Genomic DNA, 15524 nt, shown 5'->3' on the forward strand with positions numbered 1-15524 from the left:
ATCAGTCCTTCGGGTTCGCGGGGAAGCGGTTCAGGGAGCCGGGAAGGCGGGAGCCGAGCGGGGACATACCGTCGTCGGCGCCGAGGCGGGCGAGCAGGTCGAGGACGAGCCGGCCCCGGCGGACCCGCTCGCGGGCGGTCTGCAGGGCGAGGTCGCGCAGATGTGCGCCGTAGGGGTAGATGCCGGGCGCCCTGGAGAGGCCGAACTTGAGGTAGAGCGGGGCGGCTCGGCGGATCAGCTCGGCCGCCTCGTACATCCGCACATAGCCGCCGAGGTCGTCGGGCGCCTCGATGTAGAGGTCGATGGGCACCCCGGAGACGCGCCTGACCTCGGTGAAGTGGGCGGCCGTCAGATCGGAGGGGACGTTGACGGAGTCGGCGCCCAGCCGCTCGTAGACGGCGACGGACGCCGGGTTGACCGGGCCGATCAGCGCGGACACCTTGAGGGTGGTCCCGGCCGGCAGCAGGCCGCTCTCGCGCATCCGGTGCAGGCTCCACAGCACGCCCTCGTCCGCCACGAGCAGACAGCGCACCCCCAGCTCGGCGGCGCGCAGGGCGTCCTCGACGCATCCGGCCAGCGCGTCGTGGCCCCGGGCGCGCAGCCCCGCGCCGCCCGAGTCGGTACGGACGGAGGCGCCGGCGTCCCAGGTGCCGCGCGGCCCGGTGAACAGGCAGAGCTCGATGTCGCGTTCGGCGCAGCCCTCCACCATCTCGGTGATCTCGGCGTCGGAGAGCATCCACACACCGCTGCCCTGGCTGACGCGGTGCACGGGCACGTCGAGGCGGGAGGCCTCCTTGAGGACGACGGCGAGCGCCTCGGGGCCCTCCACGGAGGGGATCTCGGTGCGCCAGGTGCCCCCGTCGGGGAACGTGTGCGGGGAGGAGTCGGCGGGGTTGCCCCGGGGCGCGCCCAGACCCAGGGCGGCCAGGGCCGGTTCGCCGGGTCGGCGGGGCCCCTCGGGGCCCGGACGGGGGTCGGTGGCTGGTGCGTCGGTCACAGGCGGGTTCCTTGTACTGGGAGGGGAGCGCGTACGGAAGAGTCCAGCTTGTTCGATATATCGAACGAGGTTCGGGTCACAGGGGGTGGAAAGGGGCCGCGGCACCCTGGGAGCGCGGACGCGTCTCAGGGGCGCAGCAGCACCTTTCCGGTCTTCGGGTCACCGCCTCCGACCAGTGCGAGGGCGTCGGTGTACCGCTCCAGCGGGAACTCGTGCGTGATCAGCTCCGTCGGGTCGATGAGGCCCGCGCCGTACGCCCGTACGGCGAACGACCAGGCGGCCGAGGGGGCGCCGAAGACGCTCCGCACGGTGAGCTGACTCACCGACAGGTGCACCGGGTCGATGCCCAGCGCGCCCTCGGTGAACATCCCGGTGAGCACGACCCGGCCTCCGCGCCGCGCGAGGAGGCAGGCGTCGGCGGCCGTGGTGCGCGCGCCGGCCGTCTCCACGACCAGGTCGTAGTAGCCGTGCGCCTCGCCGGAGTGGACGGGCGTACGGGCCTCGGTCGCCCCCATGCGGCAGGCGAGCTCGGCCCGTTCGAGCCGGGGGTCGATCACGGTCAGCTCGGCGGGGGAGGAGGCGGCGAGGAGCTGGACCGCGAGCAGCCCGAGCGTTCCCGCCCCGACCACCGCGATTCGTTCGCCCGCCTCCGGCGCACCGGCCCGTACGGCGGCGGCGACCACGGCGGCGGGCTCCAGCAGGGCCGCGCCGCGCAGATCCGCGTCGTCCGGCAGCAGGTGCAGCAGCCGGGCGGGCACCACCACGTGGTCGGCGAAGGCGCCGGGGTGGGTGAAGCCGGTCTCCGCGTACGCGGCGGCGCACAGGGAGGTCTCCGCGCTCCGACACCGCTCACAGGTCCCGCAGAAGCGGAACCCCTCGGCGACCGCCTTGCGGCCCACCAGCGCGGGATCGACCCCGGCCCCGGCGGCCACGACGGTCCCGGACCACTCGTGGCCGGGGGTGACGGGGTAGCGCACGTAGTCGGGGGCGCGCCGGCCCTCGTACACCTCGCGGTCGCTCATGCAGACCCCGGCGGCGGCGACCTCGACGAGTACCTCGCCGGGGCCGGCCTGGGGGCGCGGCACGGTGATCAGGCGGTGGGTGCCGGGTGCGTCGACGACGATGGCGCGGCTGGTCGCCCGGGCCCCGGCGTCCGGCGGGGCGCCGCCCGGGGGGCCCTTGGTCCCGTGGTCGTTCATCCCGTCGCTCCGGAGGCCTTGGGGGCGCGCTTCTCCCAGCCCTCCGCCCAGAGGTCGAACCGGGCCTGCTGCTGGGGGAACTCGGCCGCCGCGTCCACGTCGAGCTCGACGCCGAGGCCCGGGGCGTGCGACAGCTCGAAGTAGCCGTCGACGACCTGCGGGGCACCCTTGACGACCTTCTTGATCTCGGCGTCCGCGAAGTCGTTGAAGTGCTCCAGGATCTTGAAGTTCGGTGTGCAGCCCGCGACCTGGAGGCTGGCGGCGGTGAGGACCGGGCCGCCGACGTTGTGGGGCGCGACGAGCATGTAGTGCGTCTCGGCCGTGGCGGCGAGCTTGCGGGTCTCCAGGATGCCGCCGATGTGGCCCACATCGGGCTGGATGATGTCGACGGCCTGCGACTCGAAGAGCTCCCTGAACTCGATGCGGTCATGGATGCGTTCGCCGGTCGCGACCGGGATGTCCACCTTGGCGGCGACCTTCTCCAGGGCCTTGAGGTTCTCCGGCGGCACCGGCTCCTCCAGCCAGGCGGGCGCGAACGGGGCGAGGTCGCGGGCCAGGCGCACCGCCGTGGAGGGGGAGAACCGCCCGTGCATCTCCAGCATCAGCTCGGTCTCGGGGCCGATCGCGTCCCGTACGGCCTCGATCAGTGACACGGCGTACCGGGTCTGCTGGTGGTCGAGCTCGAAGTGGCCGGTGCCGAAGGGGTCGATCTTCAGCGCCCGGTAGCCGCGCTCGACGACCGCCCGGGCCGCCTTGTGGTAGGCGTCGGGGGTGCGCTCGGTGGTGTACCAGCCGTTGGCGTACGCCTTGACGCGGTCCGTCACCTTCCCGCCGAGCAGCTGCCAGACGGGGACGCCGAGCGCCTTGCCCTTGATGTCCCAGCAGGCCATCTCGACGACCGCGATACCGGACATCACGATCTCGCCGGCGCGCCCGTAGTCGCCGTACTTCATCCGGCGCACCAGGTCCTCGACGGCGAACGGGTCCGAGCCCGCGATGTGGTTGGTCTCGGCCTCGCGCAGATAGCCCAGGAGCGCGTCGGTGTGGCCGAGCATGCGCGTTTCGCCGACTCCGGTGAGGCCCTCGTCGGTGTGGACCTGGACGTAGGTGAGGTTGCGCCAGGGCGTCCCGACGACGTGTGTGCTGATTCCCGTGATTCGCAAGGCAGTTGCTCCCGAGGCTGCGGCCGTACCGTTCGATATTTCGTCACGCGTTCGAAATGTTGGCGTGACGGTAATGACGCGCGGTGGCGGGTGTCAATGGGTCACGCGGGAACCGTTTCCGAGTCGGGGCAGGTGGCGCGCTCCGCGCGGCCGTCGGGCCGGCTCGTGGGTGTTGACGCCGGGGCGGCGGAAGCGGAATGCTCCCGGCGACACAGTGGCGACGAAATGCAGAACACTGTCCGAAATCTCGAACCCACATGGAGAGATGAGGAGTTCAGCATGACCTCAAGCACCCCCGCCGGACCGGCGGAACGACCCGAGTCCGGACCCAGCCGCAGAACCCTGGTCACCGCCCTCGGCGTCCTGCCGCTGGCCGGGGCGGTCGGCCCGGTGTTCGCGGCCTCCCCGGCCCGGGCGGCCGACGCGCTCCCCGCCCCGGTCGCCCACTGGGCCTTCGACGAGGCGGCCGGCACCACCGCGGCCGACAGCGCCGGCGGACGCGCCCTCACCCTCAACGGGCCCGCGCGCTGGGGCGCGGCGAAGTCGGGTGCGTCCGCCCTCGACCTCTCGGCGGACGGAAACGCCACCGCCCCCGGTCCCGTCGTGGACACCACGAAGAGCTTCAGCGTCTCCGCCTGGGTCCGCCTCACCGCCACCACCGGATACCAGACCTTCGTCTCCGTCGACGGCTCCCAGGTCAGCGGCTTCTTCCTGCAACTGCGCGACGACACCGGCGCGTTCGCCCTCACCCGGCTGCCCTCCGACGCCACCTCCGGGAACGGCGCCGCCGCCGTGGCCGGTGCCTCCTTCGCCCCCGCCACCGGCGTCTGGTACCACCTCCTCGGGGTCGACGACAGGGCGGCGGGAGTCGTGCGGCTGTACGTCAACGGGGTCCTGGAGGGCGAGGTCCCCTACACCGGCAGTTGGCGCGCCACCGGTGCCACCGCCGTCGGCCGCGGCCTCTTCGGCGGCGCCCAGGTCGACCAGGCGCACGCCCTCATCGACGACGTCCAGGTCTTCGACACCGCGCTCACCACCGAACAGGCGGCGGCCCTCGCGGGCGTGCCGGTGGACTCCACCCGACCGCTGCTGACCGTGGACACGACCCGTCCCGGCCCCGTGGTCAGCCCGGACCTCGGCGGGATCTTCTTCGAGGACATCAACCACAGCGGCGAGGGCGGCCTCTACGCCGAACTCGTCAACAACCGCAGCTTCATGGCGGCGGCCACACCACTGCACTGGTCCACCGTCGGCGCCGCCACCTTCGCCGTCGACCCCGCCCAGCCGCTCAACCAAGCTCTGACCCAGTCGCTGCGCGTCACCACGAGCGCGGCCGGGGACGGTGTCGCCAACGAGGGATTCTGGGGCATACCGGTCCGCCCCTCCACCACCTACCGCGCTTCCCTCCACGCGAAGTCCCCCGACGTCACCGGCAGGCTGACGGTCTCGATCGTCGGCACGGACGGCAAAGTCCACGCCACCGCGACCACGGGGGCACTCACCGGCTCATGGCGCAAGCACGAGCTGATCCTGCGCACCGGGCCCGGCGCCCCCACCACCCTCGACGCCCGCCTGGTCGTCACCGCCCCGGCCGCCGGCACGCTCTGGCTGAGCCAGGTCTCCCTCTTCCCGCCGACGTACAAGGGCCGGAGCAACGGTCTGCGCGTGGATCTGATGGAGAAACTCGCCGCCCTGCGGCCCGCCTTCCTGCGCTTCCCCGGCGGCAACTACCTCGAAGGCAACGTCATCGCCGACCGGTTCGACTGGAAGAAGACCATCGGCCCCGTCGAGCAGCGGCCCGGCCACCGCAACTCCGCCTGGGGGTACTGGTCCACCGACGGTCTGGGCCTGCCCGAGTACCTCCAGATGACCGAGGACCTGGGCTGCGCCCCGCTGCTGTGCGTATACGCCGGATACTCCCTGCAGGGCGCGCACGTCACCGGTGACGCCCTGAAGCCGTTCGTGCAGGACGCCCTCGACCAGATCGAGTACATCACCGGACCCGTCACCTCCACCTGGGGCCGCAGACGCGCCGCCGACGGGCACCCCGCGCCCTTCCCGCTGACCCATGTGGAGATCGGCAACGAGGACTGGTTCGACAGGTCGGGCTCGTACGAGGAGCGCTACGCGGCCTTCCACGACGCGATCAGGGCCCGGTACCCGAAGCTGAAGCTGATCGCCACGACGCCGGTCGCCTCGCGGCCGTACGACCTCATCGACGAGCACTACTACCAGTCGCCGTCCGCCTTCCAGGCGGGCTCCCACAAATACGACGGCCGGGACCGCGGCGGACCCAAGGTGTTCGTCGGGGAGTGGGCCGCACAGGAGGGCCGCCCCACCCCCGACCTCGACGCGGCACTCGGCGACGCGTCATGGGTGGTCGGCCTCATCCGCAACTCCGACCAGGTCCTCATGGAGTCCTACGCCCCGCTGTTCAGCCATGTCAACGACAACACCTGGGCCACCAACCTCATCGCCTACTCCGGTCTGACCAGTTACAACTCGCCCAGTTACTACGCCCAGCAGATGCTGCGCACCCACCGGGGCACGGTGGTGCTGCCCACCGAGGTGCGCGCGCTGCCCGGCCTCAACGTCGTCACCACCCATGACCCCGCCACCCGCCGCGTCTACCTGGCGGTCGTCAACACGGGCGGCACGGCCCGCAGGACGGCCGTCTCCCTCAAGGGGATCGCCCGTACGGCGCCGACGGGTACGGTCACGGTCCTGGCCGGGGCGGACAGGAAGGCCACCAACACCCTCACGGACCCGGAGGCGGTGGTCCCGCACACCCGGTCCGTCAGGGGCCTCTCGCCGGCTTTCACGGCGACCTTCGCCCCGTACTCGGTCACGGTCCTGGAGGTGCGGACGGCCTGAACGGGGCCGGGCGACGGCGCCGGGTGGTTGAGGGCAGGCGTCACCGGCGCGGCCGGGGGCGGTCGGGCGCGTGGAGCCTGACCGCCCGGTCCGTCGGCCCCCGGCCGTGATCGGGACGACTCACCGCGATCGGGACGACATGCCCCGGTTGTCCCGAGGTGTCGCCCTGAGGCGGGGCGCAAACCGGCGAGTCGTGCACATCGGACGCCCGGGGGACCCGGTGGCACCGGTCACCCACCGCTGCCTCATGATGACGCGCATGTCCCACACTTCCAGGCGCAGCCTGCTCGGTATCTTCGCGGCCTCGGCCGCCACCGTTCCGCTCGGTGGTCTCGCCGCCGCTCCGGCGCGCGCCGCTGTCTCCACCGGTTCCGCCGCCACTGGCTCCCTCGCGGCGCCCGCCGGGCTCGCCTCGCCGCGCTCCTCGGTCACGCTGGCGCCGCTGGACGCGTCCTACTTCAGCCAGCTGACCCTGAACACCCCTCTCACCACCGCGGTCCTCGCGGGCACCCCGGCGCGTACCGAGGTCACCTCCGGCGGCAAGCGGGTCGCCCTGCTGACGCACGGCGCCCGTACCGTCGTCCTGCCGGGTCCGTCGCGTACGTTCACGGAGAACAAGAAGTCCTTCGTGGACGACTTCGGGCGCACCCTGCCGGACCTCTCGCTGCCCGAGGCCGACCGCGTGTACTGGGGCACCTCCCCGGGCGGCGGCAGCTGGTCGACGCTGGGACCCGCCGTCACCGACTACTCGGTCGTGCCGGGAGCCGGTGTCATCAGCCTGACCACCGACTACGCCAGCCGCCATGTCACCCTTCGCGACGGCGAGATCACGGACTTCGACGCGCGGTCCGTGGCGCACTTCGACAAGGTGCCCACCGGCCAGGCCTGCTCGTACGCCCTGTCCTTCGGCTACCAGGACACCAGCAACAACTGCCGGGCCCGGCTGTCCTTCCTGACCAGCGGCGCGGTCGAGCTGCGCGTGGAGAAGGAGGTCGCCGACAAGGTCGACCTGCTCGCCGGCTCCAGCGCGCTCACCCTCGCCACGGGCGTGGCCGCCGGCACCGACTGGACGATACGGGTGCGCCGCGAGGGCACCCGAATCCAGGTCAAGGCCTGGCGTACGGCCTCGACGGAGCCGGCGGCCTGGAACGTCGACCTCAGCGACGACACCTTCGCCCGCAAGGGCCGGGTCGGGCTGCGCGCCCTGGCCAACGACGGCTGCACCAACCTGCCGGTCAAGCTCTCCGTGAAGCGCTTCCAGGTGGACCAGTCGACCTGGGCCGCGCCGCCGAGCGTCACGCACGGCGACTGGGTGCGGGTGCTGCCCGAGCCCTTCGACGGGACCTGGACGCCGGAGCTGGAGAAGACCGTCCGGGCCTGGGCCGGCTCCACGGCTCCGGACGTCCTGGCGTACGCGGCGATGTTCCTCGCCGACGGGCCCGCGGTCACCAGCGGTTCCGGGCCCGCCAAGGACAAGCAGGTCCTGGGCGAGGCGGGATACGGCTATCTGGACCCGCAGGGCTTCCGCTACGAGGGCGCCGACTTCCACGAGTACATGAACACCGGCTGGACCTTCCCCGACGGCACCTACACCGGCCCGTCCAGCAAGCAGGTCGGCAACCTGGACTGCTCCGGCTTCACGCGCATGGTGTACGGCTACCACATGGGCGTACCGATGGCGGCGGGGCAGGACACCTCCCGCACCCGTCTGCCGCGCAAGTCACGGGACATGGTGGACTACGCGCCCGGAGCGCGCATCGACCGGACCGACGGGACCAACCCGCCCGCGGCGGCGCTGCTCCAGCCCGGCGACCTGGTGCTGTTCAACGCCGACTCCGGCGACGACAACCCCACCATCACCATCGACCACGTCGGTATCTACCTGGGACTGGACGCCGCCGGCCAGCGCCGCTTCGTCTCCAGCCGCAAGACGAACAACGGCCCCACCATGGCGGATCTGGGCGGTGCCTCGCTGCTGGACGGCACGGGCACGTACGCCAAGAAGCTGCACACCGTCCACCGCGTCTGACGCGGGAGCGGGACAGGACGCCCGGACCGTGCTCGGAGCACGGCCCGGGCGTCCGGGTGCTGTCAGTACGGGAGCGGTCGTCCGCTGGGGGTGCGCAGGTCCAGGGGCGGCCGGGGGGCGGGCGGCCTCGGCCGCCTGATCACTGTCTGTCGCATCGCCATCACCACCTGAACCGGGCCGGACCACCGGCCCCTCGGGTTCACCCCTGTCCGGAAGGTGAATACCCCGATATCCGGGCCGCAGTCATCCCCGCCCGGTGCGAGGCCCCGGGAATGACCGGCCGGTGTGGGACGTGCCGGCCGCGAACGAGGCGATGAACCGCGCCGTCCGCAACGCGGGCCGCCCGGGGCTGGTCGCCGGCGCCGTGTCGGCCGTCGACATCGCCCAGTGGGACCTCAAGGCCCGCGTCCTCGGCGTGCCCCTGGTGCGCCTGCTCGGCGCGGCCCGCGGCGAGGTTCCCGTCTACGGCAGCGGCGGCTTCACCACGTACGACGAGGCCACCCAGGAACGTCAGCTGCGCGGCCGGGTGCACGAGCAGGCCATCCCCCGCGTCAAGATCAAGATCGGTGAGTCGTGGGGGCGCGCCGAGGAACGCGACCGTGCTCGGGTGTCCCTGGCGCGCGCCGCCATCGGCGACGGCGCGGGGTTGTACGTGGACGCCAACGGCGGCTACACCGCCAAACAGGCCGTCCGCATGGCCGAGCACCTCCACGCGCTGGGCGTGACCTGGTTCGTGGAGCCGGTGTCCTGCGGCGGCCGTGCCGAACCTGCGGCACCTCGAATGGTTCCACGACCACGTCCGTATCGAGTCCCTGTTCTTCGAGGGCGCGCTCGACCCGGACGCGGGAGCGATCCGCCCCGGCGGGAGCGGCGCCCCGGGCCTCGGGCTGACGTTGCGGGAGAAGCAGGCGGAGAGGTACCGCGTCGCCTGACGCATGGTCAGGGACGCGATACGGCACGGCGGATGCGCGCCCCCGCCCGGAGCGGTCATCTGCCGCTGCTACGCGGGCTGGTTGGTGACGTAGAAGCCGGGGTCGTGGATGGGGGTGATCTCGGCGCTCTCGCCCTGGGCGGCCAGCCATTCGGCGCGCAGACGCGCGGCCTCGTCGTCGGCCTGGGAGGCGGGCACGAGACGGCCGTCGGGGGTCAGACGCATCGGTGTGTCCCCCGCGGGGCGCCAGTCGAAACGCGCGGCGATCTTGAAAAGGTCCTCCTGGGTGAGGGGACCGCCGTTGTCCTTCTCGGCCTGGAGCGCGGTGGGGTGGTAGTCCTCGTAACCGCCCGGCATGTGCAGGGTCAGGAAGTGGCAGCCCTCACCGGGCGGCGTGGCCCAGGTGTGGCGCGCGCCGCTGGTGATGTGGGCGAGCGCGCGCGGACGCAGCTCGACGACCTCGTCGTCGACCTGGACCAGGAGGGTGCCGGAGACGACGTAGTAGGTCTCCGTCGACTCGGCGTGGGTGTGCAGCGGAGGGCCCGACCAGGCCGGGCCCTGGCGGGTCTCCACCCAGGAGGCCGCTTGGCCGGTCATCTTGCTGGAAAGGACGATCTCGAACCCGCGGCGGCCTTCGGGGCGTTGGCCGGGGAGGACGATGTGCGTCATATGAGGGCTTCTCTTTCCGCTTGATGATGGCTTGAGTTCTGATCTACCCCACAACGGGTCTGTTCGTCTGCGGGCGCCCGTCCGCAGTCGAACGCGGCTGCGGCTCCCTGCTCCGCACTCTCCCGTGGCCGGCCGGGACGCCCGCCCCCTCGTCGGATCGCGCAACGCCGTCACCCTTGCCGAAGTGTTTACCGAGGACCGCGTCCGCGCGCGGGATACGCGCGCGCCTGACGTCCGGCCCGGCCACCGCACCCCCGTGGACACGAGCGGACGCCTTTCTCAGGCCTCCCGCCGCACCGGCCGCACCCACAGGTACACCGCCGTGGCCGCCGCCAGCAGCGCGACGCACCCGGTGAAGACCAGCCCCGCAGGCCGCAGGCCCAGGGCGACGGCCATGGCCCCCACCCCGACCACGGGGATCGAGATCGCCACGTACAGCACGACGAACAGCGCGGAGGTGATCTCGGCTCGCCGTTCGGGCGGGCTGTGCTCGCCCACCTCGGTGACCCCGGCCCGGAACGAAAGCCCCTGGCCCGCGCCGGCCGTGAGCGCTCCCGCCACCAGCAGGGGCAGGGAGGCCGCGAGCAGCGCGGAGGCGATCAGCGCCATGCCGGCCACCAGGACCACGCAGCCCCACGGCAGCGCCCGGCGCACCCCGACCCGCCCCATCAGGAGCTGACCGGCCGTGGAGGCGGCGAAGACGCTGAAGACCACCGTGCCGGAAACCGCCGGTTCGCTCACTCCCACCACCTCGCTCAGGAAGCTCGGTGCCACCGAGGTGAACAGCCCCATGGTGGCGAACCCGGCGAAGCCGGCCATGGCCGCCGGAACGAAGGCGGGGCGCACCGACCGGGGTACGCGCAGCCGCCGGGGCCGCCGTGATCTGCCCTGCCGGTCCCGTACCGTCTCCGGGATCAGCAGGACGCCGACGACGCCCGCGGCGACCAGGGCCAGGTCCACCAGGAAGACCTGGCGCAGCGGGTCGGAGGCGAACTGCGCGATCAGGCCCGCGAGCAGGGGGCCGCTGCCCAGGCCGCCCATGTTGGCGGCGGTGGCGAGCAGCGTGGCCGACGCGGCCCGCCGCGCGGGGGCGAGCTCCACCACGGCGGCGGTCGCGGTGCCCGTGAACAGGCCCGCCGAAAGCCCGGACAGCACCCGCCCCGCGAACAGCTCCGGCAGCCCCTGCTCGAAGAGGAAGCACAGCGCGCTCAGCGCCGACGCCACCAGCCCCGCCAGCAGGACCGGGCGCCTGCCCACGGAGTCCGACAACTGCCCCAGCAGGAGCAGCGCCACGATGACACCCAGGGCGTACACCGCGAAGATCACGGTCACCATGAACGCGGAGAATCCCAACTCCCGCTGATACAGGCGGTACAGAGGAGTGGGCAGGGTCGTGCCGCACATCGCGACGGCGAAGGCGTAGGCGGCCACGGCGAAGGGCCAGTCGCGTCCCGCGCCGCCGCCTCCCGGACCGGCGTCGTCCGCCTCGCTCGCGGATACGTGGTTGCTCACCCGCGACTGCCTATCAGGAAGATCCCGGCAGGAGCCGCGCGCCTCGCCGTCGCGGTCCCCGCCCGGGCGGGCGCCGCGGCACCCGGCGACCCGGCCGTGGTCACCACGGACGCGGGACGCGTACGCGGTGTGGTCACCGACGGCGGCCGTGCCTTCCTCGGTATCCCGTTCGCCGCGTCGCCGGTGGGGGAGCGGAGGTGGCGGGCGCCCCGGCCGGTCACCCCGTGGCCGGGCTTCCGGGACGCGGACCGGTTCGCCGGCGCCTGCGCCCAGCAGGCCCGCCCGGTCGTCGGCGGAGCCGAGGTCACCGACGAGCGCTTCGACGCGGCCCAGTCCCGGCTCGCGCAGGCCATGACGACGTTCTGGTCCCGTTTCGCCGACACCGGCGCCCCGGGCCCCCTCACCTGGCCGCCCACCGCCCCGGCTCCCTACCGGCCGCTCTCACTGGCCCCGGACGCGATCGCCCTCCGCACCGACTTCGAGACGGCCCACCAGTGCGCTTTCTGGGCCACGGTCGAGCCTCCCGGCTCACAGGGCCCGGTGCGGTGAGGACCCGGCCGGAAGCCGCCGGCCCGCTGCGGTGTACCACCGGTGGGCCAGAACCACGGCCAGCGCGATCTCCACCAGGTCGCCGCCGTAGTACATCGCCTCCGCCGCGCGGGCCAGATCGTGGCCGGGGAAGGACGTGCCGGGCGGGGAGGTGCCGTAGAGGGTCTTGGCCAGGACCGCATGCGCGGTGGCCGCCGCCACCAGGGTGGCGGCGCGCAGCGGCAGGCCGTACCGGTGGCGTACGGGGTCGAGTTGGCAGAGCGTGAAGGTGAACAGCAGCCCGGCGGCCAGGACATGGGTGGAGACGGCGGCGTGCAGCCACGGGTGGTCGTGGAGGCGGGCGAAGAGACCGGTGCGGTAGAGCAGCCACAGGCCGCCCACGTCGAGCACGGCGGCCACCGGCGGCAGGAACAGCGGACCGAGCGGGCGTGAGCGGACCACGGCCAGCAGACCGCGCCGCGCGCGCCCGGCCGGCAGGGCCCGCAGAGCGAGGGTCACCGGACGCCCCAGCACCATCAGCAGCGGCGCCACCATGCCGATGACCAGGTGCTGGACCATGTGCGCGGTGAACTCCCCGCCCGGCAGCGGCACCAGCGCGACCACGACCAGGCTTCCCTGACCCGTGGTGAAGGAGGCGTCCCGCGGCCACGGCCACGCGTCACCCCGGCGCCTCAGCCGCCGCGCGGCCAGGAGGTATCCCGCCGCCGCGGCGAGGGCGAGCACGGTGGCCAACGCCGCCGGGGCGCCCATGGCCTGTTCGCCGTGCGTGGGCGTCACCGACGCGGCTCCCGGCCCTCCGCCGCCTCGGTCCCGGGCGCCTCACGCGTGCTGGAGCGCCGCACCAGCACCGCGCCCACGGCCAGGAGGATCACGGCCAGTACGTTCCACGTCCAGTCGTAGGGGACCAGGTCGACGTGGTAGCGGATCTGGTGCAGCTTGAGCAGCTTGTGCTGGACCGTCCCGTCGTAGAGCTGGAAGAACCCCGCACCCAGCAGGATTCCGCCGGTCAGGCCCGCCCCGGAGAGCGCCCCGTGCCGCCGCAGGTCCGCCACGAGCATCAGACCGGTGACGACGGCCAGCCAGCCGAAGGCGTGGAAGAGGCCGTCGGAGACCAGCCCCGCGCCGGGGGTGGACTTGTCGTAGAAGTGGTGCCAGTGCAGGAGCTGGTGGAACACCGTCTCGTCGACGAACGCGGCGATCCCGACCCCGATGAGCACCCCCGACCACACGGAGCGCTTCGGACGGACCGTCCCGTAGTCCGGGGGCGGCCGGCGACGGGGAGCCGGAGTCGAATGGGTAGCCACAGGCGGCCTCCTGACAGGGAGTGGGACCGTGCTCTCCCCCTCCTACCCTTCCCGTCCGCACCAACCGCCGCTCCACCGCTCGCGGCGCACGGTTCAGCCATGCGGATCAGGCCATGGGTACGACGACGCCCGCGCCGAGGCCTCGGGCGGGCGACTCGGCGCGGTGCGGGCCTCGGCACCGGGCAGGCCGGTGGGTGGGGCCTACTCCTCGAAGTACGCGTTGAGTACTTCTTCGAGCTGCTCGGACCACTGGTCGAGGCTCGCCCGGTCGTCGGCCTGGACGTCGTTGCGGAACCAGCGCGGCCGGGGCAGGTGCACGGTGATCGTGAAACGGCGGGTCCAGCGTGAGGTCGCGTACTCGACCGCGCTCAGCTCGTCCCATCCGAACTCGGCCTCCTCACCGTCCAGGGACAGCCGGATTCCGGAGCGGTCGGCGGTGATGGCGCCCCGCCGGTCGGACACGGAGAAGACGGGCCCGTCATCGGCCGCGCCGGGACCGGGGCGGTCGGGAGCGGGATCGTCGGCCTCGGCGTCCGGCGCCGGTGCGGCGGCTGCGTCGGGCACGTCCTCCCCGGCGTCGTCCGTCACCACGCCTTCGGTGACGGCGTCTTCGGGCTCGGACTCCGGCTCGGTCCCGGCCCGCCGGTCCGCGGGCGCTTCCGGCGCCGGGGCAGGCGCGGGCATCAGGCCGGGGATGTGCGCCGGGTTGAGGGCGGCGGCGTTCAGGGCGGCGTTGAGGGCGGTCGGCTGGTCATCTGTTCGCTGGTCCACGGCGCGAAGTATGTCGAACAGAGCTGTGTGAGAGCCATAAGGGGGTCCTCATCTCCCCGGTTCCGGGTCATCCGATCTGTCTTGGAGTCGTCGTTCCCGACCGCTGAGCGAGACAGCCGCGCGGCCTGCCGCCGGGATCCGGGCCCGGCCGAGTTCGGGACGTTCCTGGTGCTGTTCTTCCCGGGCCCGTTCCGGGCGTGCCAGCGGGACAGCTTGGCGAGCAGGAGGACCAGGGCCGCCGCGCAGGCCACCGCGCCCGGTACCGGGGTGACGCGGCGTCACCGGCAGCCGGGCCGCTGTTCCGCCGCCGCGGTCACGTCCTCGGCGCGTAGTCGAACCGCTCGAACGGCCACGCCGAGGACAGCCACGCGGCCACCGCGTCGTGGAGCGGCCCGTCCAGCGCGCCGCGGTCGGCGCGTACCCAGGAACTCACCTGTGCCACCCGGCTGTCCGTGCTCGACGGATAGATGTACACGCAGCCGATGACCTCGCCGCCGTCGTCGAGGACGGAGTAGGTGAAGCCGGTTCGCCGTGCGAAGTCCTCCGCGTGCTTGTCCAGGTCGCGGAGGTTCTCCTCCAGGCTCATGCCGGCGGGCGGCGGCCAGTCGCGGTTCTGGAAGCCGGGGGTGGCGCGGATGTGGTCGATGCTCGACGTCCAGGCCGCGTGATCGGCCTCGTTGTGCCGCCCGTTCAGGGGCTCCAGTCGGAACCCCGTACCGGACAGACTCTCGGGGACGACGAAGTCGGGCGGGACGAAGGTGCTGGCAGACATGGGGCGGAGCCTACCCGGCGGCCACCGGCGGGCAGCCGCAGCGGGCGGGGACCGTCGCACCACCGATGAGTTTCCGGAGTCCCGGTGGTCTCATGAGGCAGACCGCAACGGCGCCTTTCTGGAGGAACATCATGAGGAAGATCACGGCTGGCCTCTTCATCTCGCTCGACGGGGTCGTGGAGGCGCCGGACCAGTGGCACTTCCCGTACTTCGACGACGAGATGGGCGAGGCCGTCGGCGCGATGCTCGGCACCGCCGACACCGTCCTGTTCGGCCGCAAGACCTACGACAGCTTCGCCGGGGCGTGGCCGGAGCGGGAGGCGGCCGGGGGCGAGGACGCGGGCTTCGCGAAGACGCTCGGCGACGCCCGCAAGATCGTCGCCTCGCGCCGGAAGCTGGAGTTCACCTGGCGCAACTCCGAGCAGCTCCAGGGCGATCTCGTCGAGACCGTCACCGCCCTGAAGAACGGTCCCGGCGGCGACATCTCGCTCAGCGGCTCGATCTCGGTCGTCCGCCAGCTCCTGGCGGCCGGCCTCCTCGACGAACTGCATCTGCTGGTGCACCCCCTGGCGGTGCGCAAGGGCATGCGCCTGTTCGACGAGGGCGAGTCCGCGATCCCGTTGAGGCTGCTCTCGTCCAAGGCGTTCGGGACGGGTGTGCTGCACCTGGTGTACGCACCGGCCGCCTCGACGGGGGAGGGCACGTACGCGGAGGCGAAGACGCATCTGCCCCAGGACGACCAGGCGTGACACCG

The 15524-nt window shown here is 72.8% G+C and carries 13 protein-coding genes and 1 pseudogene; 5 read left to right on the forward strand and 9 right to left on the reverse strand.

Going from position 1 to position 15524, the window contains the following annotated elements; genetic code table 11:
- Position 1: 1 nt before the first annotated feature.
- From ACZ5ID_RS31315 to ACZ5ID_RS31325, 3 genes are all read right to left on the reverse strand, one after another.
- On the reverse strand, positions 2-997 hold the full coding sequence (locus ACZ5ID_RS31315) for a hypothetical protein (protein WP_468904610.1): 996 nt from the start codon (positions 995-997) through the stop codon (positions 2-4).
- Between the two features lie 125 nt (positions 998-1122).
- Positions 1123-2196, reverse strand: a complete 1074-nt coding sequence (locus ACZ5ID_RS31320) for a zinc-dependent alcohol dehydrogenase (RefSeq protein ID WP_468904612.1) — start codon at positions 2194-2196, stop codon at positions 1123-1125.
- Positions 2193-3359: a mandelate racemase/muconate lactonizing enzyme family protein gene (locus ACZ5ID_RS31325; protein WP_468904614.1), complete on the reverse strand. Its 1167-nt coding sequence runs from the start codon at positions 3357-3359 to the stop codon at positions 2193-2195. Before ACZ5ID_RS31325 ends, ACZ5ID_RS31320 begins: the two co-directional genes overlap by 4 nt.
- A gap of 279 nt (positions 3360-3638) precedes the next feature.
- On the opposite strand from ACZ5ID_RS31325, the gene ACZ5ID_RS31330 reads away from it, so the two are divergent.
- From ACZ5ID_RS31330 to ACZ5ID_RS31340, 3 genes and pseudogenes are all read left to right on the forward strand, one after another.
- On the forward strand, positions 3639-6233 hold the full coding sequence (locus ACZ5ID_RS31330; protein WP_468904616.1) for an alpha-L-arabinofuranosidase C-terminal domain-containing protein: 2595 nt from the start codon (positions 3639-3641) through the stop codon (positions 6231-6233).
- A 259-nt stretch (positions 6234-6492) separates the two neighbouring features.
- Positions 6493-8262, forward strand: a complete 1770-nt coding sequence (locus ACZ5ID_RS31335; RefSeq protein WP_468904618.1) for an NlpC/P60 family protein — start codon at positions 6493-6495, stop codon at positions 8260-8262.
- A gap of 277 nt (positions 8263-8539) precedes the next feature.
- Positions 8540-9194: pseudogene (locus tag ACZ5ID_RS31340) on the forward strand (enolase C-terminal domain-like protein); the annotation flags it as partial.
- A gap of 68 nt (positions 9195-9262) precedes the next feature.
- On the opposite strand, the gene ACZ5ID_RS31345 reads toward ACZ5ID_RS31340, so the two are convergent.
- The gene (locus ACZ5ID_RS31345; protein ID WP_468904620.1) at positions 9263-9862 is read right to left on the reverse strand and encodes a cupin domain-containing protein; all 600 of its coding nucleotides are present in this window, start codon (positions 9860-9862) and stop codon (positions 9263-9265) included.
- Positions 9863-10141: 279 nt separating this feature from the next.
- Positions 10142-11293 (reverse strand): MFS transporter, encoded by a 1152-nt coding sequence (locus ACZ5ID_RS31350; protein ID WP_468904720.1) that lies wholly within the window; start codon positions 11291-11293, stop codon positions 10142-10144.
- Between the two features lie 69 nt (positions 11294-11362).
- Here ACZ5ID_RS31350 and ACZ5ID_RS31355 point away from each other — a divergent pair, with 69 nt between their 5' ends.
- Entirely contained in the window at positions 11363-11923 is a 561-nt protein-coding gene (locus ACZ5ID_RS31355; RefSeq protein WP_468904622.1) for a carboxylesterase family protein, read from the forward strand.
- Here ACZ5ID_RS31355 and ACZ5ID_RS31360 read toward each other — a convergent pair.
- The 4 genes from ACZ5ID_RS31360 to ACZ5ID_RS31375 form a co-directional block, all read right to left on the reverse strand.
- Positions 11903-12700: a cytochrome c oxidase assembly protein gene (locus ACZ5ID_RS31360; RefSeq protein WP_468904624.1), complete on the reverse strand. Its 798-nt coding sequence runs from the start codon at positions 12698-12700 to the stop codon at positions 11903-11905. The genes ACZ5ID_RS31355 and ACZ5ID_RS31360 overlap by 21 nt on opposite strands.
- Positions 12697-13227, reverse strand: coding sequence for a DUF2243 domain-containing protein (locus ACZ5ID_RS31365; RefSeq protein ID WP_468904626.1), 531 nt, complete (start codon positions 13225-13227; stop codon positions 12697-12699). Before ACZ5ID_RS31365 ends, ACZ5ID_RS31360 begins: the two co-directional genes overlap by 4 nt.
- 201 nt (positions 13228-13428) lie before the next feature.
- Entirely contained in the window at positions 13429-13998 is a 570-nt protein-coding gene (locus ACZ5ID_RS31370; RefSeq protein ID WP_468904628.1) for a hypothetical protein, read from the reverse strand.
- 313 nt (positions 13999-14311) lie between these two features.
- Positions 14312-14770 (reverse strand): GNAT family N-acetyltransferase, encoded by a 459-nt coding sequence (locus tag ACZ5ID_RS31375; RefSeq protein WP_468904631.1) that lies wholly within the window; start codon positions 14768-14770, stop codon positions 14312-14314.
- 131 nt (positions 14771-14901) lie between these two features.
- Here ACZ5ID_RS31375 and ACZ5ID_RS31380 point away from each other — a divergent pair, with 131 nt between their 5' ends.
- Positions 14902-15519, forward strand: a complete 618-nt coding sequence (locus ACZ5ID_RS31380; protein ID WP_468904634.1) for a dihydrofolate reductase family protein — start codon at positions 14902-14904, stop codon at positions 15517-15519.
- Positions 15520-15524 lie beyond the last annotated feature (5 nt).

This window comes from Streptomyces sp. NPDC031670 (assembly GCF_055580545.1).

Coding starts and splice junctions, on each gene's coding strand:
- ACZ5ID_RS31380 (WP_468904634.1), top strand. CDS start 14,902: ATGAGGAAGATCACGGCTGGCCTCTTCATCTCGCTCGACGGGGTCGTG.
- ACZ5ID_RS31320 (WP_468904612.1), bottom strand. CDS start 2,196: ATGAACGACCACGGGACCAAGGGCCCCCCGGGCGGCGCCCCGCCGGAC.
- ACZ5ID_RS31375 (WP_468904631.1), bottom strand. CDS start 14,770: ATGTCTGCCAGCACCTTCGTCCCGCCCGACTTCGTCGTCCCCGAGAGT.
- ACZ5ID_RS31345 (WP_468904620.1), bottom strand. CDS start 9,862: ATGACGCACATCGTCCTCCCCGGCCAACGCCCCGAAGGCCGCCGCGGG.
- ACZ5ID_RS31330 (WP_468904616.1), top strand. CDS start 3,639: ATGACCTCAAGCACCCCCGCCGGACCGGCGGAACGACCCGAGTCCGGA.
- ACZ5ID_RS31335 (WP_468904618.1), top strand. CDS start 6,493: ATGTCCCACACTTCCAGGCGCAGCCTGCTCGGTATCTTCGCGGCCTCG.